We start from the raw sequence: 21,378 nt of genomic DNA, 5'->3' as shown, positions 1-21,378 counted from the left end.
GACGCCGCATAACGCCGCTCATATCCCGACGCATCAACATGCGCCTTGCCAGACAATTCCGAAGACGGAGGATAGGTGGTAGCAGACATGGTTTCTCCCAAAGTTGTTTGATTGAATCGCTGATAGAAAGCCTATGGACCTACCAGCACGCAAGCAACCGCGACGAAGGGCGAAACGTGATGTTTACTTGAGCGGCACAACACATAAACGACACCAAGCCGATCCAGAGAGCGATAGAATAACCTACGTCAGATCTGACGTCAGATCGCCAAATATTCGGCGCGCAGATTGTCGTTTTCCAGAACCTCTTCGGCAGTGCCGTCAAAGACAATGGAGCCAGTGTCGAGGATTACAGCGCGATCAGCCAATTGCAGCGCGCGAATGGCGTTTTGTTCAACGATGATGGTCGTCATGCCTTGGCTCTTGATGAGGCGAAGCGTTTTTTCGATCTCGTCGACGATCACCGGGGCAAGACCCTCATAGGGTTCGTCAAGCAGCAGAACCTTGAGGTCGCGGGCAAGAGCACGGGCGATGGCAAGCATCTGCTGTTCGCCACCCGAAAGCGTCACGCCTTCCTGCTTGCGGCGCTCACCAAGGCGGGGAAATAGTTCGTACAGACGCTCAAGTGACCAACCGATCGGCGGCGCAATCTGGGCCAGCTGCAAGTTCTCTTCAACCGTCAGTCCGGGAATGATTCTACGGTCTTCGGGCACAAGACCCAGGCCTGCGGTTGCGGCTTCGTGGCTGGCCATTTTGTGCAGCGGCTGATGATCCAGCCAGATCTCGCCTTTCTGCACCTGCGGCGATGCGAGCCGCGCGATGCCGCGTAACGTGGTTGTCTTGCCCGCACCATTGCGCCCCAGCAGCGCAAGGATTTCACCCTCATGCACATTGAAGGTGATACCCTGCACGATATAGCTTTCGCCGTAATAAGCGTGCATGTCCCATACAGACAGAAAGGCGGGGGCGGTTTCGGCCTTGTTTCCGTGTTTGAAAAAATCGGGTTTGACGTTCATTTCTGTCTCCTCCTGTCCCGGGCTTGACCCGGGACCTTGCGGCTAGAGGCCCCGGGTCAAGCCCGGGGCGGGTGTCAATGTGCCTCGCCGAGATAGGCTTCACATACCTTCGGATGGCCCCTGATCTTGTCCGGCGTATCCTCGACCAGCGGCGTGCCCTGAGCCAGCACCGTGATCCGGTCGGCAAGCGAAAATACCACATGCATGTCATGTTCAATGATCGCCATGGTGATGTTGCGCGTTTCCTTGATCTCCTTAAGCAGATCGATCGTGTTGTTGGTGTCGGCGCGCGCCATCCCGGCCGTGGGTTCGTCCAGCAGCAAAAGGCGCGGCTCTTGCACCAGACACATTGCCATTTCCAGCCGCCGCTTGTCGCCGCGTGACATCGAGGCGGTCTGCATGTGGCGCTTGTCGATCATATTCACGTCGATCAACATTTGTTCCGCTTTTTCGACGAGATCATGTTCACGGTTGACGCTTTCAAAGGCGTGCAGGCGAAAGGACCCGTCACGCCGCGCGAAACAGGGGATCATCATGTTTTCAAGAACGGTGAGGTCCCCGAAAATTTCCGGTGTCTGGAACACCCGACTGATGCCCATCTGGTTGATCTCATAAGGCTTGCGGCCCAGCACCGACTGGCCGTCGAACATCACTGAGCCTGAGTCGGGGATCAGCTTGCCCACCAAACAGTTGAGCAGGGTGGACTTGCCGGCACCATTCGGCCCGATGATGGCGTGGACGCTGTTCTGCGCGACCGAGAGGTTCACATCCCCCAGCGCCTGAAGGCCACCGAAGCGTTTGCCGACGTCTTTGACTTCAAGAATTCCCATCTTTCAGCGCTCCTTATTCCGCGGGTTTCACATCGGCGGATTTGGAATCCTTCGCAGGTTTGCGCCGGAACAAGCGCCCGATGCGCTGACCGCCCTCGACAAGCCCGCCGGGCAGGAATGTCACCACCAGCATGAACAGCAGGCCCAGCGTCAGATGCCAGCTTTTGCCGACGAAGAAATGCGACACGAAGATGATCGCGTTTTCCATTCCGTCAGGCATGAAGCCGAACCAGCCATGAAGCACGCTGTCGTTGATTTTCGAGAAGATGTTCTCGAAATACTTGATGAAGCCCGCGCCCAGAACCGGTCCGATGAGGGTTCCGGCACCACCCAGGATGGTCATCAGAACGACCTCGCCTGACGCTGTCCACTGCATGCGCTCGGCACCTGCCAGCGGGTCCATCGAGGCCAGAAGCCCGCCCGCCAGCCCGGCATACATGCCGGAGATTACGAAGGCGGCCAGCGTGTAGGGGCGGGTGTTGAGGCCGGTATAGTGCATCCGCTGTTGGTTGGATTTCACCGCTCGCAGCATCAACCCGAACGGCGAGCGGAAAATGCGGACCGACAGGTAAAAGGCCAGCAGAAGAAACGCGGCGCACAGATAATACCCGGTGTTGAACTGAAAGAGCCAGGGGCCGATTTCCCAGGTGAACGTCTCGCGCATCTCAAAACCCGGCAGCAGGTTGGTGACTGGGATGCCGCCATCTGAGGTTGCGGATTGGCCAAAGATCCGCGGATCGTTCAGCGTCAGTTGCAGGCCGGTTTCACCATTGGTGATCGGCGTCAGCACCGAATAGGCAAGGTTGAACGACATTTGCGCAAAGGCCAGCGTGAGGATCGAGAAATAGATGCCCGACCGGCGCAGACTGATATAGCCGATCAGCAGCGCGAACAGTCCTGCGACAATGATCGACAACGCGATGGCCGGCAGCACGTTCATGCCCAGAAGTTTGAACATCCACACGGCTGAATAGCTGCCCACCCCCAGAAATGCGGCATGTCCGAAAGAGAGATAGCCGGTCAGCCCGAACAGGATATTGAACCCGATGGCGAAAATCCCGAAGATCGCGAAGCGCTGCATCAAGTCCGGATAGCCTGCGTTGAACTGCGCCAGCGAAGACGCCTCGGGGAAAGGGTTGAGGATGAAAGGTGCGCCAAGCGCGAGGACGGCCACGACGATCAGCAGCGTGGTGTCTTTTGTGTTCAGTCCGAGCATGGCTTAGTCCTCCATCACGCCTTTGCGGCCCATCAGGCCTCGGGGGCGCGTCAGCAGAATGATGATGGCGACAAGATAAATGATGATCTGGTCGATGCCGGGAAGGATCGACTTGATCTCGTTCATCGAGGCAAAGCTCTCCAGGATGCCCAGCAGGAACCCGGCCAGCACAGCACCGGGCAGCGAGCCCATGCCGCCGACGACAACCACCACGAAGCTGAGCACCAGAAAATCCATCCCCATGTGGTAATTGGGCGAGTTGATCGGTGCGTACATCACACCCGCCAACCCCGCCACCGCCGCGGCAAGGCCGAACATGATGGTGAATTTCTTGTCGATGTTGATGCCCAGAAGGCCTACAGTCTCGCGGTCGGCCATGCCTGCGCGGACGACCATCCCGAAGGTGGTGAACTGCAGGAAGGCAAAGACGGCACCGATGATCACGGCGGCAAAGGCGAAATAGACAAGCCGCCAATAGGGATAGATGATCACATTGGGATCAAAACCCAGCAGCACACCAAAGTCGAAAGAGCCACGAAACACGTCCGGCGCGCCGGTCTGGATCGGGTTCGCACCGTAGAAATACTTGATCAGTTCCTGCAACACGATCGCAAGGCCGAAGGTCACTAGAATCTGGTCTGCATGAGGGCGCTTGTAAAAATGCTTGATCAACCCGCGCTCCATGATGAAACCGATAGCGATCATGATCGGAATGGCGAAAATAATGGCAATCGGAACGGACCATTCGATGATCGAAGCGCCGGTTTCGGGGCCAAACCAACTGTGGACATAGGGGGTTTTTACAACCAATGGATTGCCAAGAAAGTCGGTCTGGCTTGGATCAATCGTCTCGTAGCTGAGGTTCAGGATGCGCTGCACGGTCACGGCGCAAAACGCCCCGATCATGAACAGCGCGCCATGGGCGAAGTTCACGACACCAAGCGTGCCGAAGATCAATGTCAGTCCCAGCGCGATCAGCGCATAGGCCGAGCCCTTGTCGAGCCCGTTCAGGATTTGCAGGATAATTGCGTCCATCGCCCAACCCTCTGATTTTTATGGAATAGGCCCCGGATCACGTCCGGGACGAAAAGTCCGACCGCGCAGGGGGCGCGCGGCCGGACCGGATGCCGTCAGATCAAGCGCCGGGGTTGCAAGAGCCCAGCTGTCCACCAGCAAACATCGGATGGTCGGGGGCGTATTCTACCTGGGCGCGCGGGGTGATTTCCACGATTTCCAGCAGGTCGAATTCCGATGTCGGGTTGTCTTTGCCCTTCACAACCAGCACGTCTTTGAAGCATTGGTGATCATCGGCACGGTACAGCGTCGGACCATTGCCCAGGCCGTCAAATTCGAACCCTTCGAGGGCCTCGACGACAGCGCAGGGGTTGAACGATCCGGCGCGGGTCACGGCATCTGCATAAAGCAGGGTCTGCACATAGCAGGTATGTGCGGCCTGACTCGGCGGGAAGCCGTATTTGGTGCCGAAGGACTTGACGAATGCTTTGGAGGCATCGTCCTGCAACGACCAGTGCCAGTTTGTCGATCCGAAAATGCCCTTGACGTTCTCGCCTGCGCCGCGCGCCATCAGGCGCGAGTAGAGCGGAACAACGATCTCGAAATTCTTGCCATTTACCTGCTTGTCACGAAGGCCGAACTGCACGGCGTTGGTCAGCGAGTTGACCATGTTGCCGCCGTAGTGGTTCAGGACCAAAACATCGGCACCAGAGTTCAGAACCGGGGCGATATAGGACGAGAAATCCGTCGCAGCCAGTGGCGTCAGCACGTTGTTGACGGTTTCCCAGCCCATGGCTTCGGTTGCGGCGGCGATTGATTCCTGCTGCGTCCAGCCCCAAGTGTAGTCGGCAGTCAGGTGATACGCCTTGCGGTCGTTGCCGTACATTTTAGACAGGACCGGAGCCAGAGCCGCGGCCGACATGTAGGCATTGAAGAAGTGACGGAAGCCGTTGGCCTTCTTGTCCTTGCCGGTGGTGTCATTGGAATGCGTCAGGCCGGACATGAAGATCACGCCAGCCTCTTGGCACAGCCCTTGCACAGCCACGGCCACACCGGAGGACGAACCGCCGGTTATCATGATGGCGCCTTCCTTTTCGATCATCGCTTTTGCCGATGCGCGGGCAGCGTCGGATTTGGTCTGGGTATCGCCGGTGACGTATTCGACCTTGCGACCCAGAATGCCGGTGCCGTCCAGAGCCTGAGACGAGAAGGTGGGCAGCATGCCGCCGTCGCCACCGCCATTCAGGTGCTCTACCGCGAGTTCATAGGCGCGAAGCTCGTCTGCGCCCTCGTCGGCATAGGGGCCGGTCTGGGGCACGTTGAAACCCAGCGTGACCGAGGAATCGCCGGGCGCGTTGGTAAATCCGCTATGGCTGGCCGCCGATAGATAGGTCGGCAGCGCCAGACCCGCGCCTGCAACCGCTCCGGTCTGAAGCACGCCACGGCGTGTCAGGTTGGTCTTGGACATAAAATCCTCCCGATTTTCTGAAATGTGCCGCAGGGCTCCTCCTCCGCTACGGCACTGCACTTTTGTGCTAAGACAATAGTGGATAGGGCAAGAAAACTTCGCAACAACTGCTTCATGCGTATGGATATTTTTGTCAAAAAATGAACAAAGTCGGAATACGATTTGTAAAGAATATTATTTTGCACCGCAGAAAGCTGTTGAATTCGGAGGGAAAAGCACATGGCGCGCGACACGTTGACAGGTAGCCGAATTCGCGAACGCCGGGTTATGGCGGGGATGAAGCAGTCCGATCTGGCACGTTTTGCGGGTATTTCGCCATCTTACCTCAACCTGATTGAACATAACCGCCGCAGAATCGGCGGAAAACTGCTGGTTGCCATTTCGCATGTCCTGAAGGTCGAACCGTCCCTTTTGACCCAAGGGGCTGAGGCCACATTGATCGCCACGCTGCGCGAAGCGGCACAGGATCGCGGGCGGGGCGAGGATGGCAGCGCGGGGCCGCCGCCGCCCGAGACCGCGTTGCTGGAAGAATTTGCGGGGCGGTTTCCGGGCTGGGCGTGGCTGTTGGCCGACAGCCAGCGCCGGATGGATGCGCTGGAACGGACTGTCGAGAGCCTGACCGACCGGATGACGCATGATCCGCATCTTGCCGCCTCGTTGCATGAAATGCTCTCAACGGTAACCGCGATCCGCTCTACTGCCGCCATCCTTGCCGAACCGGGCGAGATCGAGCCGGAATGGCGCGACCGGTTCCACCGCAACCTGAACGAAGACAGCAGGCGGTTGGCGGACAGTTCTCAGGCGCTGGTTCGGTATCTGGAAACTGTGGACGACGTTTCGGCCGATCTGGGATCGCCTCAGGAAGAGGTGGACGCCTTTCTGGATAGTCACGGCTGGAATTTCGCCACGCTGGAAGAAGGTGGGTCGATTGACGATGTTCTCAAGGACAGCGATCTGGGACCGGTTTCGCTGTACCTGCTGGAACAGGTGCTGTCGCGCTATGCCGAAGATGCCGCCGCGCTGCCGATGGGCCGTTTGATTGACGCGCTAAACGAGGTCGGACCGGATCCGCTGGCCCTGTCGCTGCGTGTGCGTGTCGATCCGGCACGCGTGATGCGCAGACTTGCGGCGCTGCCCGCTTCCGCCGGGGCTGGTTGGTTTGGTCTGGCCGCTTGCGATGCGTCGGGCACTTTGATTTTTCGCAAGGCGTTGAAGGATTTTCCACTGCCACGTTACGGCGCGGCCTGCGCATTGTGGCCGCTGTTCACCGCGTTGTCGCGACCCAATGTCGTGCTGACGCAGGAACTGGAGCAGACAGGCCGTGACCCGGCACATTTCCGTGCCTATGCCGTGGCGCAGCCGGTGGGCACGCCGCAACTGAACCGTGACCCGATGCTGGTGGCGCATATGTTGTTGGTGCCGCAAGAGGCCGCAGACGTCGCTGACGACCCACTGCGCGTCGGGGTCAGCTGCCGGATCTGTCCGCGGACCGAATGTGAGGGGCGCCGCGAACCCTCGATCCTGGCCGAGAGCTTTTGACACGGACCGCCAGATCAGGCTTATAGTATGTCCATGACAGGCATTCAAAAAGCCTGCATGCCACTGGAGGGGAGACCGGGATGGCGAAGAAGGTCCTGCTGATAGAGGATGAACCGAATATCATCGAGGCGATCAGCTTTATCCTGTCGCGCGATGGCTGGCAGGTGGACACGCATTCCAATGGTCACGACGCCACCGATGTGGTGCGGGAAAAGATGCCTGACGTGCTGATCTTGGATGTGATGCTGCCCGGACGGTCGGGCTATGACATTCTGCGCGATCTGCGCTCTGGTGGTGGCACCGAAACCTTGCCGATCCTGATGCTGACCGCGCGCGGTCAAAACAAAGACCGCGAAATGGCCGAAAAATACGGTGCCAACCGTTTTATGACCAAACCGTTTGCGAATTCCGAGGTGCTGGAGGCGGTGCGCAATTTGGTGGGCGTATGACCAATTCCGCAGACGAGCCGGTCGGACCACGCCCGACGATCTTTGTTGAAAAGCAGACCTACCGCATGCGCCGGATCATGGATGCCGCGCGACTGGTGCCGCTGCTGGGGGTGGTGTTGTTTGCCATTCCGCTGCTCTGGCCGAGGGAGCCGGATATGGGGATCATGACGTCGCGGACAATCCTGTACCTCTTTGGCGTCTGGGTGGTGTTGATCCTTGTGACCATGCGCCTGTCGTATGTGCTGCGCAGCCTTCCACCCGCCGACCGCAGCACGGATCGCGGCGGAGCGCTGTGATATGGGCGCTCTCAACGGGCTGATCGCGGTTTGCTTGTCCTACGTCGCGCTGCTGTTCCTTGTCGCGTTCTTTGCGGAGCGGTCGGCGATGCGTGGGCGCGGTGGCTGGCTGCGCTCGCCGCTTGTCTACACGCTGTCATTGTCGATCTACTGCACGGCCTGGACGTTTTACGGTGCCGTGGGCTACGCGGCGCGCTCGGGACTTGAATATCTGACGATCTATATCGGCCCGTCATTGGTGATGGTGGGCTGGTGGTGGATCTTGCGCAAGCTGGTCCGCATCGGGCGCAGCCAGCGCATCACCTCTGTGGCCGACCTGATTTCGTCGCGCTTTGGCAAATCCAACCTGCTGGCGGTTTGCGTCACCATCCTCGCCGTGATCAGCGCCACGCCCTATATCGCGTTGCAATTGCAATCGGTCACGCTGTCATTCGCGGTCTTCGCAGAAGCTGGGGGTGGCGGTCAGACGCTTTATACCGGTGAAAGCACGGCGTTGTGGGTCGCGATGGGCCTGTCGCTGTTTACCGTCGTTTTCGGGACACGAAACCTTGATGCGAACGAGCGTCATCACGGCGTCGTTATGGCCATCGCGGTCGAGGCGGTGGTCAAGCTTTTCGCGCTGCTCGCGGTGGGCGCGTTTGTCGTTTGGGGCATCTCTGGCGGCGTGTCTGACACGCTGAACCGGATCGACGCGTCTCAATTGGGGCAATGGCAGGTCAATGGTGGCCGCTGGGCCGGTCTGATCATGCTGTCAGCGGCGGCATTTCTGTGCCTGCCACGGATGTTTCAGGTGCTGGTCGTGGAAAACGACGACGAGGGGCATCTGCGCACGGCCTCTTGGGCGTTCCCGCTATACGTCATGTTGATGAGCCTGTTCGTGGTGCCGATTGCCGTGGTGGGGCTGGACCTGCTGCCCGAGGGTTCCAACCCGGACCTCTTCGTGCTGACTGTGCCGCTCAGCCAAGGGCAACAGGGGCTGGCGATGCTGTCCTTTCTTGGCGGCTTCTCATCCGCCACGTCGATGGTGATTGTCGCGGCGATTGCCCTGTCCACGATGGTGTCGAACCATATCGTCATGCCGATCTTCCTGCGCATGACCGGTGGCAGTGCCAGTGTCTCGGGGGACGTGCGTCACGTCGTTTTGCTGTCGCGCCGCGTGTCAATCACGGCGGTGGTCATGCTGGGCTACATCTATTACCGCCTGACTGGCGGCGGCGAGGCACTTGCGGCGATCGGTCTGGTCTCTTTTGCCGGTGTTGCGCAGGTGCTGCCCGCCATGCTTGGCGGCATCTTCTGGCGCGGGGCCACGCGGCTGGGGGCGTTGGCGGGGCTGAGCGTCGGCTTTGTGATCTGGCTTTACGCGCTGTTCCTGCCAAGCTTTGGTCCGGGCTTCATCTTGTCTGAAGCGGCACTGCTCAACGGACCCTTCGGCATCGACTGGTTGCGGCCACAGGCGCTGTTCGGCATTGCCGGGATGGATCCGTTGGTCCACGCGCTTTTGTGGAGCATGATGCTGAATTCCGTGGCGTTCTTTACGGTATCGGTACTGACGTTTCCATCGCCGTTGGAGCGATTGCAGGGCGCGCAATTCGTCAACGTATTTCAGCATTCCGGCGGCCCGCGCAGTTGGTCGGGCGGTGTCGCGCAAAGCGAAGACCTGATGATCATGGCGCAGCGCATTCTGGGTGCCGCCGAGGCGCGCGCGCTGTTTCAGCGCGAGGCGGCGCGGCAAGGGCTGCGCGGGGATTTGCCCGAACCCAGCCCGGATTTTCTGGAAAACCTCGAGCGCGAATTGTCCGGCTCTGTCGGGGGGGCCACCGCACATGCGATGGTGGGTCAGATCGTCGGGGGCATGTCGGTTTCGGTCGAGGATCTGATGGCCGTGGCCGATGAGACCGCGCAGATGATGGAATATTCCAACCGGCTGGAGGCACAATCGCGCGAAGTGACCCGCACGGCGCGGCAATTGCGTGAAGCCAACAGTAAACTGACACGGCTGTCGGTGCAAAAGGACGCGTTTCTCAGCCAGATCAGCCACGAGTTGCGCACGCCGATGACGTCGATCCGGGCGTTTTCAGAGATCCTGCGCGACAGCGACGGGTTGAGCGGGGATGAATTGAACAAATACGCCTCGATCATCCATGACGAGGCGCTGCGTCTGACGCGCCTTCTGGACGATCTTCTGGATCTCAGCGTGTTGGAAAACGGACAGGTCAATCTGAACCTGCGCCACGGACATCTTGGCGACCTGCTTGATCGGTCCGTCGCAGCCGCGGCCGCAAGCGATGACGGACGCAGGCTGCGCCTGACCCGCGATACGGCGACAGAGGCTTTGTCGCTGCACACTGATCTTGATCGCCTCAGTCAGGTTTTCATCAATCTCATTGCCAATGCCCGAAAATATTGCGACGCCGATCAGCCTACGCTGGAGATTCGGGTGACCGATCACGGCGATCTGCTTTGGGTAGATTTCGTCGATAACGGATCGGGCATTTCCACAGACGCGCAAGATGTAATTTTCGAGAAATTCGCACGCATCGGTGAGCCACGGGTCGGCGGAGCAGGTCTGGGGCTCGCGATCAGCCGACAGATCATGCAAAGACTGGGTGGCGAGATCACTTATCTGCGCGGTGAAAGCGGTGCGGCCTTTCGCGTCAGCCTGCCGCGTGCGGCGATGGCGGCGCAATAATCTGCCTTCCATAAGGTATTGGTAACCAAATCCGCCCATAACCAAGGGCAACGTCCCCCAAAACATGTCCGAGGATATGGCAGGTCAGGTAGTCAACGAAGTACTCAGCAAGAAGGCGAACGCAGCCCGGCGTGAGCAGGAGGCGCGCGTTTTGTCGCCCGCCCGTGCCCTGCGGCGTGCGCTGTCGCGCAGTGCGGACGCGCTTTGGGGGCTGGCGATTGTCGCAGACGGGATGCAGCAGGAAACGCTGGTTCTGGATGCCTGTCTTGAAGGCGTGCCGCGCGACGCGCTGGTGATGGTGCTGGACGGTCTCGACGGTGTGACCGGTGCCGTTGTTCTGGACCGGGCCACTGTGCGTTCAGTGATCGAGGTTCAGACGCTTGGGCGCGTCACCAGCCAGCCGCTTGATCAACGCCCGCTTACACAGACGGATGCTGCGATGTGTGCGCCGTTGCTTGATGCAATGCTTGGGCGGTTGAGCGCGAATCTCGAAGGCCATCCGGCACAGGGCGAATATACCGGCTATCGATTCGGTGCGATGGTGGAGGATACGCGCGCGCTTGGTGTTCTGATGGACGCGGCCGAGTTTCATTCCTTCCTTGTATCGGTCGAAATCGGGGACGGTTTGCGGCGCGGTGAGATTTTGTTGATCCTTCCGGTCCTGCCCAAGCCAGAACCTGCGACAAGGCCAGACCCGCCGCGTGATCCGTTATCCGCCAAGAATGCCGGGCGCATGCAAATGGTGGAGGCGCGGATTGAGGCGGTGTTGTCGAGAATTCGCATGCCGCTGTCTGCCGCGAGCCGATTGAAGCCCGGTGACCTTCTGCCGCTGCCAGAGAACGTTTTGAATCAGGTCGAGCTGTCAGCAGGGGGCGTCCACATCGCCAATGGCTGTCGCTTGGGGCAGATGGGTGGTTTCCGGGCGGTCCGCGTAACCTTCCCGGCTTCGTCGAAAACCTCTGGCCCTCGGGTGGAGGCGGAGACAGAGCAGGTGAAAGCAGTGAAGAATCCCGCTAAGGCAATGGCAATCGCGTCCCCGAAGCCGGTTGTCGAAGAGCCGGTCGATATTCCGGATCTGCCCGAAATCCCCGGCATTGACGATTTTTCCGACCTGTCATCTGACCTTGGTGCCGAGCTTGCTATTGATGATGATCTTTTGACTCTGAATTGACTTCGCGAGAGGCATCCGAAACCCAATCAGCCAAAGCTGTATCGCGCTCCGTTTGTCAGCGGGAAATTCAAGAGCGGCTCGCTAGACGCAGAACGTATAAGAGGCCTGAAGCGCTGTCATCGCAACAGTGACGCGTGAACTGTGTTAGCCACGCTCCGCCATCGCATCCAATGTCGGCTTCAGCCCGTCAATCGCATAGCCCGCGCGGTTTGCTGTCGTCAAAATCTCGTCCACCGGCATTTTGCCCGCCTGTCCAAGCGCCCAGATCACAGTGCATCTGGTTCCCGAGGCGCAATAGGCCAGAACCGGGCCATCGGCACTGTCAACAAGCGCCTGCTGTGCGGCGATATTGTCGGGCGTCATGGTTTGATGGGTCAGGGGCAGGGCGGCAAAATCCATGCCCGCCGCGCGCACCGCCACCTCGATTGCCTTGACCTGATGCGACAGCGGCACTTCGCTATCCGGACGATTGCAAATGACGCGGACGATGCCCGCATCCGCAATCGCCTGCGCGTCCTCGGCATTGATCTGTGGCGAGACGTTATAACGGGGTGTGATCTGTCGCATGTCCATTTCCAACGCTTACTCGGGCTGCGCGACTCTGTCCAGACGTGCCCGCAGCATTGGTGCCAGCCACATACCCGTCAGCATCGCCGCCACGAAAACCAGACCTCCGGGACCGGCATAGCTGAGCGAGGCGATCGCCGGGCCGGGGCACAGCCCCGCCAAGCCCCAGCCGATCCCGAACAGCACAGACCCCAACACCAGATTGCGCCCCAGCTTTGTGTCCGGCGGTGCGGGGAAGCTGCCTCCGGTGACGGGTTTGCGGGGCACGCGTGTAAACTGCCATGCGACTGCCATCGGAAGGATCGCGCCGCCCATCACAAAAGCCAGGGTCGGATCCCAATTGCCGAACACGTCCAGCCAACCCTGAACCTTGTTGGTGTCCGTCATGCCAGAGAGGAAAAGCCCGGACCCGAACAAGCTGCCCGCGATTAGTGCGACGATCAAACGAGCCATCCTAGATCACCCCCAGAATATGACGGAACAGCACAACGCTTAAGCCGCCCGCCAGAATGTAGAACACCGTGGCGACCATGCCGCGCAGCGACAGTCGCGAGATGCCGCAGACCCCGTGCCCCGAGGTGCAGCCATTGGCGATGCGCGTCCCAACGCCGACGAAAAGCCCCGCAACAACAAGTACCAGCATGTTGTCGGTGATATGGGTGTCGACCCCTCCGAAGAGGGGTGTCAGCAGAATGGGCAACCCAAGAACGCCCGCCAGAAAAACGATACGCTCTGCTGCGGTCGAATGGCCAGAGCCGTCCACCAGCCCGCCGATGATACCGCTCGCCCCCATGATCCGGCCATTGCCGATCAGATAGGCAGCCCCGCCAAGGCCGATCAGCATGCCGCCGATCAGGCCCATGATCCAATCCATTTCCATAAGTGTTTCCTACTGTCAGGTCGGGTGAAGAACGATCCGTTCTGCCACCCCTAAGCTTCAAAGTTTGTTGACGGGCACTTTAAGAAAGACATCGCCTTTCTCGTCCGGTTCGGGCATTTTTCCGGCCCGCATGTTGACTTGCAGGGACGGGATGATCAGCTTGGGCATCGCCAGCGACGCATCGCGGCTGTCGCGCATCGCCACGAACTCTTCGGCTGATTTGCCTTCGCCGATATGCACGTTCAGGGCCTTTTGTTCGGCGACAGTGGTTTCCCATTCATATTCGTCGCGTCCCGGAGCCTTGTAATCATGTCCCACGAAGATGCGCGTCGCGTCCGGAAGCGCCAGGATTTTCTGGATCGAATTATATAGCGTCTCGGACGAGCCGCCGGGAAAGTCGCAGCGCGCCGTGCCGAAATCCGGCATGAACAGCGTGTCGCCGACAAATGCCGCATCGCCGATGACATAGGTCAGGCAGGCAGGGGTGTGGCCGGGCGTGTGCATGACATCGCCGCGCATCTGACCGATGTGAAAGCTGTCACCGTCTTTGAACAGCGCGTCAAACTGGCTGCCATCGCGCTGAAACTCGGTGCCTTCGTTGAACACCTTCCCGAACGTATCCTGAACCACGGTGATCCGGTCGCCGATGCCGATCTTGCCGCCAAGTTTGTTCTGGATGTAGGGTGCGGCAGACAGGTGATCGGCATGAACATGGCTTTCCAGCAGCCACTGGACCTCGTAGCCCTTGTCCTGAACGAATTTGATGATCGCGTCCGCTGACCGGGTATCGGTGCGACCCGAGGAATACTCGAAATCCAGCACCGAATCGACGATCGCGCAAGAGGTGCCCTTGGGGTCGCGGACGACGTAGGAAATGGTATTTGTGGCTTCGTCGAAGAAGCCTGTGACGTCTGGTGACATGGCGTATACCTCCGTTTGTTCCGAACATATACGCTTTAATGAATATGTTTCAACCCCCAATCCCTTGACGTGCATCAAAGACCGGCAATCACGCTTATGGTAATTTATTGCTGCCTTGAAGAACGGCCGCATGACAACCCGTATACATCATGGCGCTAAATGGAACTATCAAAGGCGCGATGCCCTTTGTCTGGTAGGCGGGTTTGCAGGGTCATGCGTATGGCCCGGTTTCCTGTCGGCTTTGTCCCGCGCAAAGGGATAACGATGAAAAGATCACCGGCATTCCGGATCTCGCCGTGAAATAAACGGTAAAACATCCCGGATGCCCCCCGCGATCCCGATGCTAACCTTACGAAAGGGAAAGAGATGTCCGAGAACCCGAAACGCCAGGTTGAAAGCCTTGTGGAACAGATTTTGGCCAGTGACGACATGCACCGCGACTGGCTTATGCACCGGCTGCAAGAGGCGGCTGCGGCCATAGAAAACCTGGGCGAAGAAGTGCCGGCTGATGCCCGGAAACTGCTGCAAGGGGCGGACGAGGACGCCGATGACGCAGAATTCGAGAACTTTCCGGTCTAAGCGGCCTGCCTGAAGGACTTGCCTTGACCTGTCATCAGTCTGTTAATGTTTGTCAAACCGTTAGGTTTGCGAAAGGTTAGCAAGACGGCTGTTCAGGCCGCAGCGAAGAGGCAAGTGATGGCAGAAGTGGTGCAGTGTTCCGTGCATGAAGGCGTGGCCGTCGTCAGCATCAACCACCCGCCGGTCAACGCGCTTGCCTGGCAAGTGCGGGACAGTCTGTTGACCGCGCTTAAATGTGCCGAGATGGACTCGGAAGTGCGCGCCATTCTCTTCGCCGGCGCGGGAAAGACCTTTCCCGCCGGGGCCGACATCGCGGAATTTGACATGCCCCGCAAAGAGCCTTGGCTTCCGCAAATTTGCACACAGATAGAAATGTGCCGGAAACCAGTGGTGGCGGAACTGCATGGAACGGTGCTGGGCGGCGGGTTCGAACTGGCCCTTGCCTGTCATTACCGTATCGGGTTGCGGTCTACCCGTGTAGGGTTGCCAGAGGTAAAGCTCGGCCTTATTCCCGGCGCGGGCGGCACCCAACGCACACCCCGGCTGGTGGGGGCGAAAGTGGCGCTCGACATGATCCTGTCCGGGCGCATGTTGCCCTTGGATCAGGCACCCTATCGTATTTTCGCCGACAGGCTGGTTGTCGAACCAGAGGATCTGCGCGCCGCCGCGTTGGAATTTTGCCACGAAGCGGTCTCAAAAGGGCCCCGTCCAAGCTGTGAGCGGCGCGAAGGCTTTGCTGATCCGGTCGCAACACAGTTGGAACTGACCAAAAGGGCTGCGGATGAAGCTGATGGGCCCGAAAATGCTCGACGCGAAGCGGTGGCCGCCGTCGAGGCCGCGTTTCTGCTGCCCTTTGACGCGGGCTGTGCGTTTGAGGAAGCCGCGTTTGCCGATCTTGTCGCCTCGGATCAGTCAAAAGCGTTGCGACATGCGTTTTTTGCCGAGCGTCGCGCCGCCAAGGTGGCGCAGTCGGTTGACCCACACCCGTCCCAGATCAAAACTCTCGCTATCCTGGGCGGGGGGATGCTCGCGTCGCAACTCGCCGTGGCGGCGCTGAATGCCGGCTTGGCCGTTCGTTGGGGGATTGCGGATTCGGACAGGCGCATAGCCGCTTGGACTGATGTCGAAGACAGCCTTGAAGACGCGGTCAGCGCAGGGGATCTGACCAAACAGGTCGCAAACGATGCTCTGAAACGGCTGATCTGCGGCACCATGCCGGACATGATCAAGAACGCGGATTTCGTCATACGCGCAGCCGAAGGCCTGCAACGTTCGGATATGGCGGAGGATGTCGTTTGCGCGATTGCAGTGGCGGAAAATGTCGATCAGATCGGTCTGCGTTTCGCGCGCCCCGCACATCTGTCGCGTCTGGTTGAGGTGATTGAAGGCCCGCGCGCCAGACCCGACCAACTGGAATCTGCAATTGCGCTGGTCAAACGTTTGGGTAAACAGCCCGTGCATGTCCGCTCATCCGGCGAAACAATTGGCGGACGGATGATGGCGGCGCTACATAGAGCGGCGGACGCGTTGGTTGATCTCGGTGCCAGCCCCTATGACATAGATGATGCGCTGACCAAATGGGGGCTCGAATTGCCACCCTTCCTGCAACGCGATGCGACGGGTTTGCGAATTGTGGGCCGGGTGGAACGCCGCGAAGGAGGCATGAATTGGTCGGCTGTCCTTGCGCAAGCCGGACGGACGGGCAGGGCATCCCGGCAGGGCTTTTACAGCTATCTTGGCGATGCAGCGACGCCTGTTCATGACGACAAGGTGTTGACGTTGTTCGACAAGCACCGTGCCGATACGAACGGCGTTAAAAAAACCGATATTGTGCCACTGATCCTTGGCGCGATGGTGAATGAAGGCGCACGATTGGTCGATGAACATGTCGCAGCGTGTGCGTCAGATATCGACGTCGTAATGATGACGGGCCACCAGTTCCCGCGCTGGCGTGGCGGTCCGATGAAAGCGGTCGAACTGCACGGGCTGTTCCGCGTCGCCCGTACGATGCAGGGGGCCAACCATCCGGATCAGGCACTCTGGGTGCCGCATCCGCGATTGGCCGCACTTGTGCGCAATGGTGAAGGGATCAAGGCGCTGACGAACTGAAACGATGTTCAGCCCAGAAAAATGCCGACGATCACGATCATCAGGCCGATGACTGACAGAAAAAGCGCACCAAGGTTCAGCGGCATCACCGCCTGCACGGCGTTGCGCAGGTCTTCATCGCTGAGGTCGGCGCGGCGCGCTCTTGCAACCTTGATAATCGACCAGACCAGCCCTATCAGCCCCAATAGCGAAATCGCGGCACCCGCCCAGATCAAACCGTCCATTGCATGCCCTTTCGCAGCCTTTCGTCGCGCCCGGCGATAATTCAAACACTGCGCCACTGCAACCACTTGAAGGGCGGTGGACGTGGCGCTAGGAAATGGCCAGATCGGCAGGAGAGCAGAGCATGGACGACGACAGCTACCGCGTGACTGCGGGCGGATTGTGCCAATTCATCCGCCGATGCGAACACCTTGCGCCTGCAAACAAGTCATCACCGAGCAGAACAAAGTAGTCATGACCGCAACAAAGGACCGCGGTTATAAATACCACCACTAATCTGTCGTGTGAGTGAGTACACAAAGGCTTAGCAGGAAACACTGTATTCTGTCGTGTATTCCAGAGAGCCAATCCATCCCAAAAATAGAAATGAGGCAACGATGAGTGATTACGAAGAAGCACCAGACTCCTACAAGGTAACTGCCAGTGAGTTGCGCCAGTTCGTCGAACGCATTGAGCGGCTTGATCAGGAGAAAGCCGACCTCGCCGAGCAGCAAAAAGAGGTATTCTCAGAACTAAAAGGACGTGGCTACGACGTAAAGGTGGTGCGCACGCTTATTAGGCTTCGCAAACGGGACAAAGACGACATCGCTGAGGAAGAAGCAGTCCTTGAAATGTACAAAGAAGCGCTGGGCATGAACTGATTTTAACATAAGCACATGTTATTCAATATACAATCTCGGCATCTTGTGATGCCGGGATCTTGCTTTGTGACGACCTGCCTCAGATTGACGTTAAGGTTGAACAACTCTGTCTGCTGATCGGCAGCGCATCCGCAATGAGCGATTATCCAGTTTTCGGTCGCGTTCGCGCGGGCGGCGCAGAGCGCGGCCGACCCCAGCACGCTGAAAGCTCTCGCCTCAGCGCTGGAGAGGCCTGCTGCGATGCCCTGCCAGAACCGACACAAATTCTCACGCTGCCAGGCTGGCAACTCATGTCGGATCGCATCTGCTGAAAATATGCTGCTGTTTGGTTGCGGGGTTGCTCGGTGAACTGGATGCCGTTGTCCATGGCCCGGCATTTGTCGTCCTCCCGCCAGTCTTCAAGCATTTTTCGAGCGTCGCGCAATGTGGCAAATAGCGTTTCATTAAGGCATTCGTCTCTCGGTTTGCCGCTGAAACTTTTGATGAAACCGCGGCGGAAAAGCGAAGGCTATGAGCAAAGCTATAATGGAACAGGTGCGGAACAGAAACGTGATGACCGGACTGATAACTGGTTGACGGGCAGATTTAAAAAATCTAATGACGCCAGTACACAGGGGTATAGCTCAGCTGGAAGAGCGACGGTCTCCAAAACCGTAGGTCGTGGGTTCGAGCCCCTCTGCCCCTGCCACTGAAATCATTGAAGAATTACGAAAAATCCTAGTTGACGCCGCGAGCCAGTTTTCAGGCCCGCTGTCAAGGTATGACCCGTAATAGGGACGCTTTGGACAGTTCGACCACGAGCCTGTTGGCCGAATCGGTCGACATGGCAACGTATGTTTCGATGGTTTTTGGGTGTGCTGGATCGACCATCCCATCTGCGTGGCGATTTCCCTTAAGGTTGCGTTCGGCGCGTGTCAGGCAGGTGCAGGGCGACGCCGTTTTCAGGCGGCTTATATCGCACATCCTTTTCGACGGCATAGAGTCTGGCGATGCGTTCTATGGCTACCTTGGTGATGGTCGATCCATCGCGTTCGAAGACAGAGTAATTGTCACGTGTGTCATTCCATGTGTTACATCACGCCGGAGAGAACAGCCATCAACCTACTGAAAATATCTGACTTTCATGTCAATGATTGGTGCCGAGGAGCGGATGGCATGGTAGATAAAAACCTTTGTTTTTCAGTATGTTGATTAGCACCATCGGGATCGTCTGTGTAGTGATTGTGTAGTGGTCTTCGACCGTTGTCGGGAGGGGAGCGTGCTTCAAGGCAATAGGCGTTTGCATCACAGGCTATTCCTACGCTTCCGGACCGAAACCAGCCCAGAGCGGACCCATATCATGTGGCCACCCAGCCGAGGGCGCACGTGCATGGAGCGGTGCGAAGCCGTCATTCGCCGCAGCTGCAAGCCGAGCATACCTCGAACGTTGAAGCCGACATTCAGTCTGCCGCCAAAGTTCTCATCCCGCTGCGACGCCGCAGGTCGGCTTCGGCGCTCCCCATTTCGTCATTCAGTCGTTTTTCATGGTGCCGGGGTGAATGCGGCCGCGACGTTCCATCGACAAAATTTCCAGTTCTCCAGAAACCAGAGAGTTGTATGTGAAGACGCTTTTCGGCTTCTGGGGGCAGGGCGGATTTTAAGTTAGAGAATTGGCTATGTCCTGAAATCAGCACACTGTGTGAAAGATATCATCGGTTTCCTGAGGTTCTGAAAAACCAAAGCCGCCACGAAAAGGTGCGCCTCTTTAGCATTGCCGTCCTGGCCAATACACACGCTTGATCTGCACGTCCTTGAAGGCCGATTTTGATGTAATGATCCGTATCGATCGAACCATCCGGGCGGCGTTTGATTTCGGGCGTTTCATATTGTTGCATGGCGTGAACTCCTCAATTGTCCTGACACCAATGGACTGCAAACGCCTCGTCATCGCTTGAAGGCGCTCTTTAGAATTCCTTGTCATTTCAATATTTCTGCTTGTCAGAGCCCAAAGTTCTTGAGTGTCACCGCCGTATGGCCGTTGAATGGTCTATGGCATATGAATTTTCAAATTGCTTGATCGACCCTGATAAGCACCTGTTCGTGTGCGGTGGGCTGCCAGTTCACCTCGAACCGCAGGTCTTCGACCTGTTATTGCTACTAGTAGATCGGAAGGGTCGGTTAGTGACCAAGGACGACCTTGTAGAAATCGTCTGGCACGGGCTAAGTGTGTCTGACGCCACGATCAGCGCACGGATCAACGCCGCCCGAAGGGCCGTTGGTGACACTGGTCGGGCGCAGGCTATTATCAAGACGGTCCACGGCAGAGGCTTTCAACTGAATGTCGACGTGAGGGTAGTCGCAGCCCCCGCGCAAACGCCTAATCTTGCGCGCTCTGATACGCAGAACATTCAATTCGCCTGTTCCTCGCACGGTACAAGAATTGCGTTCTCCAAAAGCGGGAATGGCCCGCCGCTGGTCCGGGTCGCCCATTGGCTTTCGCACTTGGAACTTGATTGGCAAAGCCCCGTCTGGAGGCCATTGATCGAAACGCTTGATGGCAAAAATACGCTTTACCGCTACGATCAAAGGGGCACTGGACTGTCCTCACGCGACCTTGAAGGCGCGGATATTGATGCCTTTGCCGACGACCTAAAGGCCGTTGCCGACGCCAACAATTTGGATCGATTCCCGATCTTTGCAGCATCGCAAGCCGTCCCGGTCGCTATCCGCTTTGCTCAAAGATATCCCGGACGGGTCAGCGGATTGGTCTTGTATGGCGGGTATGCGAAGGGACGCGCATGGCGCGAAGCGACACAGAGCGACATTGATGAAGTAACTGTTTTGGGCCTCATCAGGGCGGGTTGGGGAAAGGAGGACAGCCCATTCGTGAATGCGTTCTCGACCCTGTTCATGCCGGGTGCCACACCGACGCAATTGGCCAGCTTTGTGAAGATGCAAACCGAAACGATATCGCCGGAAAATGCAGCCCGTTTGAGACAAATAGTTGACCGGTTTGATGTCTCGGAAGTATTGGCGTCCATTCGCACGCCGACGCTGGTCATTCATGCGATCTCAGACGCGGTGCAGCCTGTCGAGCAGGGGCGAATACTTGCAAGTGAAATCGAGGGCGCAAGATACGTTTCGCTTGAGAGCAGGAACCATGTCCCACTCCCTCAGGAGGAAACCTGGACCAAGATGATGCATGAAGTTCAGTTGTTTCTGGACTGCTTGCAGCGTTGATCATGCCGGTCCTATGTCATCAAGAAACTCACAGAATAACTGTAGCAGACCTTCGGACCTGTGGCACGTTCAGCAGCTTTGTCCCGCGTTTCTGCCGTTCGATAGCCTGAGATAATGCAAGATAAATCAACGTCCGCTTCGGGAAAGCTGCACCGCAGCGTTGTCGATCTTTGAGGACGGCAGCTTCTCTAATTGGGCGTTTGGGTCAAGCTCGTTTTCCTTCTTTCTCATGGATCATTGTCACTCATCCGGGTCACGCTTCTCTTCGCAGTCTGAGTGATGAACTGATGTCATCGCTGCAAGCATGTGTCGGATTGGCAATGGAGAACCTCGCTCTGGGACGCGCTTCTCGTTGCGCAGCGGCCATATTCAGCTTCTTCCACAGACCTCGTCCGGTGAGGGACGACCCCGTTCAGGTTGGGTGTCGGCGCTTACATCATGCCGCACCCTCCACCTTCTCTGGACGGACTTCAGTGCTGTCAATGAGCGTTCAAAACTGACCCGGTTTCAGCGATTAAATTTGACCCACCCTATGTGGCGCAAAGCCCCCAG

Annotated in this window: 20 protein-coding genes, 1 tRNA gene and 1 pseudogene; 11 read left to right on the top strand and 11 right to left on the bottom strand. The window is 58.2% G+C overall.

The genetic code is table 11. From position 1 onward, the window contains the following. Nucleotides 1–260 precede the first annotated feature (260 nt). The 5 genes from ACN0WV_RS18525 to ACN0WV_RS18505 form a co-directional block, all read right to left on the bottom strand. A complete protein-coding gene (locus ACN0WV_RS18525; RefSeq protein WP_417607724.1) occupies nucleotides 261–1,016 on the bottom strand; it encodes an ABC transporter ATP-binding protein in 756 nt (251 codons plus the stop codon). Between the two features lie 74 nt (nucleotides 1,017–1,090). Further along, nucleotides 1,091–1,846, bottom strand: coding sequence for an ABC transporter ATP-binding protein (locus ACN0WV_RS18520; protein WP_417607723.1), 756 nt, complete (start codon nucleotides 1,844–1,846; stop codon nucleotides 1,091–1,093). A 13-nt stretch (nucleotides 1,847–1,859) separates the two neighbouring features. Then, on the bottom strand, nucleotides 1,860–3,062 hold the full coding sequence (locus ACN0WV_RS18515; RefSeq protein ID WP_417607722.1) for a branched-chain amino acid ABC transporter permease: 1,203 nt from the start codon (nucleotides 3,060–3,062) through the stop codon (nucleotides 1,860–1,862). Between the two features lie 3 nt (nucleotides 3,063–3,065). Beyond that, entirely contained in the window at nucleotides 3,066–4,097 is a 1,032-nt protein-coding gene (locus ACN0WV_RS18510; RefSeq protein WP_084355095.1) for a branched-chain amino acid ABC transporter permease, read from the bottom strand. A gap of 100 nt (nucleotides 4,098–4,197) precedes the next feature. After that, a complete protein-coding gene (locus tag ACN0WV_RS18505) occupies nucleotides 4,198–5,544 on the bottom strand; it encodes a substrate-binding protein (protein WP_084355094.1) in 1,347 nt (448 codons plus the stop codon). Between the two features lie 219 nt (nucleotides 5,545–5,763). Between ACN0WV_RS18505 and ACN0WV_RS18500 the strand changes: the two genes are divergently transcribed. The 5 genes from ACN0WV_RS18500 (at nucleotide 5,764) to ACN0WV_RS18480 (ending at nucleotide 11,688) form a co-directional block, all read left to right on the top strand. After that, nucleotides 5,764–7,083, top strand: a complete 1,320-nt coding sequence (locus tag ACN0WV_RS18500; protein WP_417607718.1) for a helix-turn-helix domain-containing protein — start codon at nucleotides 5,764–5,766, stop codon at nucleotides 7,081–7,083. A gap of 80 nt (nucleotides 7,084–7,163) precedes the next feature. Continuing rightward, complete coding sequence (locus ACN0WV_RS18495; RefSeq protein WP_417607716.1) at nucleotides 7,164–7,532, top strand: response regulator transcription factor; 369 nt, start codon at nucleotides 7,164–7,166, stop codon at nucleotides 7,530–7,532. Then, nucleotides 7,529–7,828, top strand: coding sequence for a hypothetical protein (locus ACN0WV_RS18490; RefSeq protein WP_417607714.1), 300 nt, complete (start codon nucleotides 7,529–7,531; stop codon nucleotides 7,826–7,828). The genes ACN0WV_RS18495 and ACN0WV_RS18490 overlap by 4 nt, the downstream gene beginning before the upstream one ends. 1 nt (nucleotide 7,829) lies before the next feature. Continuing rightward, nucleotides 7,830–10,517, top strand: a complete 2,688-nt coding sequence (locus ACN0WV_RS18485; protein WP_417607712.1) for an ATP-binding protein — start codon at nucleotides 7,830–7,832, stop codon at nucleotides 10,515–10,517. Nucleotides 10,518–10,593: 76 nt separating this feature from the next. Continuing rightward, nucleotides 10,594–11,688, top strand: a complete 1,095-nt coding sequence (locus ACN0WV_RS18480; protein WP_417607710.1) for a flagellar motor switch protein FliM — start codon at nucleotides 10,594–10,596, stop codon at nucleotides 11,686–11,688. Nucleotides 11,689–11,832: 144 nt separating this feature from the next. Here ACN0WV_RS18480 and ACN0WV_RS18475 read toward each other — a convergent pair whose 3' ends face one another. From ACN0WV_RS18475 to ACN0WV_RS18460, 4 genes are read right to left on the bottom strand one after another with little or no spacing between them, the layout of a single operon-like run. After that, nucleotides 11,833–12,261, bottom strand: a complete 429-nt coding sequence (locus ACN0WV_RS18475; RefSeq protein WP_417607708.1) for a protein tyrosine phosphatase family protein — start codon at nucleotides 12,259–12,261, stop codon at nucleotides 11,833–11,835. A 9-nt stretch (nucleotides 12,262–12,270) separates the two neighbouring features. After that, nucleotides 12,271–12,708 carry a DUF6691 family protein gene (locus tag ACN0WV_RS18470; protein ID WP_417607706.1) on the bottom strand — a complete coding sequence of 146 codons (438 nt, stop codon included), beginning with the start codon at nucleotides 12,706–12,708 and terminating at the stop codon, nucleotides 12,271–12,273. 1 nt (nucleotide 12,709) lies between these two features. Then, nucleotides 12,710–13,135 carry a YeeE/YedE family protein gene (locus ACN0WV_RS18465; RefSeq protein WP_116600219.1) on the bottom strand — a complete coding sequence of 142 codons (426 nt, stop codon included), beginning with the start codon at nucleotides 13,133–13,135 and terminating at the stop codon, nucleotides 12,710–12,712. Nucleotides 13,136–13,192: 57 nt separating this feature from the next. Next, nucleotides 13,193–14,056 carry an MBL fold metallo-hydrolase gene (locus ACN0WV_RS18460; RefSeq protein WP_084355085.1) on the bottom strand — a complete coding sequence of 288 codons (864 nt, stop codon included), beginning with the start codon at nucleotides 14,054–14,056 and terminating at the stop codon, nucleotides 13,193–13,195. 366 nt (nucleotides 14,057–14,422) lie between these two features. Here ACN0WV_RS18460 and ACN0WV_RS18455 point away from each other — a divergent pair, with 366 nt between their 5' ends. Both ACN0WV_RS18455 and ACN0WV_RS18450 read left to right on the top strand, forming a co-directional pair. Continuing rightward, nucleotides 14,423–14,635 carry a hypothetical protein gene (locus ACN0WV_RS18455; RefSeq protein WP_084355084.1) on the top strand — a complete coding sequence of 71 codons (213 nt, stop codon included), beginning with the start codon at nucleotides 14,423–14,425 and terminating at the stop codon, nucleotides 14,633–14,635. Between the two features lie 117 nt (nucleotides 14,636–14,752). After that, a complete protein-coding gene (locus ACN0WV_RS18450) occupies nucleotides 14,753–16,744 on the top strand; it encodes an enoyl-CoA hydratase-related protein (RefSeq protein ID WP_417607704.1) in 1,992 nt (663 codons plus the stop codon). A gap of 8 nt (nucleotides 16,745–16,752) precedes the next feature. On the opposite strand, the gene ACN0WV_RS18445 is transcribed toward ACN0WV_RS18450, so the two are convergent. Then, on the bottom strand, nucleotides 16,753–16,968 hold the full coding sequence (locus ACN0WV_RS18445) for a hypothetical protein (RefSeq protein WP_417607702.1): 216 nt from the start codon (nucleotides 16,966–16,968) through the stop codon (nucleotides 16,753–16,755). A gap of 375 nt (nucleotides 16,969–17,343) precedes the next feature. Between ACN0WV_RS18445 and ACN0WV_RS18440 the strand changes: the two genes are divergently transcribed. Then, complete coding sequence (locus tag ACN0WV_RS18440) at nucleotides 17,344–17,607, top strand: DUF2312 domain-containing protein (RefSeq protein WP_116600214.1); 264 nt, start codon at nucleotides 17,344–17,346, stop codon at nucleotides 17,605–17,607. A 394-nt stretch (nucleotides 17,608–18,001) separates the two neighbouring features. On the opposite strand, the pseudogene ACN0WV_RS19545 reads toward ACN0WV_RS18440, so the two are convergent. Continuing rightward, nucleotides 18,002–18,091 (bottom strand): annotated as a pseudogene (locus ACN0WV_RS19545) (integrase core domain-containing protein); the annotation flags it as partial. A gap of 128 nt (nucleotides 18,092–18,219) precedes the next feature. Between ACN0WV_RS19545 and ACN0WV_RS18430 the strand changes: the two are divergent. The 3 genes from ACN0WV_RS18430 (at nucleotide 18,220) to ACN0WV_RS18420 (ending at nucleotide 20,826) form a co-directional block, all read left to right on the top strand. Then, nucleotides 18,220–18,295, top strand: a tRNA-Trp gene (locus ACN0WV_RS18430). A 1,123-nt stretch (nucleotides 18,296–19,418) separates the two neighbouring features. Beyond that, the gene (locus ACN0WV_RS18425; protein ID WP_417607701.1) at nucleotides 19,419–19,541 is read left to right on the top strand and encodes a hypothetical protein; all 123 of its coding nucleotides are present in this window, start codon (nucleotides 19,419–19,421) and stop codon (nucleotides 19,539–19,541) included. Nucleotides 19,542–19,635: 94 nt separating this feature from the next. After that, nucleotides 19,636–20,826 carry an alpha/beta hydrolase gene (locus tag ACN0WV_RS18420; protein WP_417607699.1) on the top strand — a complete coding sequence of 397 codons (1,191 nt, stop codon included), beginning with the start codon at nucleotides 19,636–19,638 and terminating at the stop codon, nucleotides 20,824–20,826. Nucleotides 20,827–21,378: the final 552 nt, after the last annotated feature.

It is taken from the genome of Primorskyibacter flagellatus, assembly GCF_048268605.1.
Taxonomy (GTDB): Bacteria; Pseudomonadota; Alphaproteobacteria; order Rhodobacterales; family Rhodobacteraceae; genus Primorskyibacter; species Primorskyibacter flagellatus.
The sequence above is the reverse complement of the archived record's forward strand: the minus strand, read 5'-3'. Positions and strand labels throughout refer to the sequence as shown.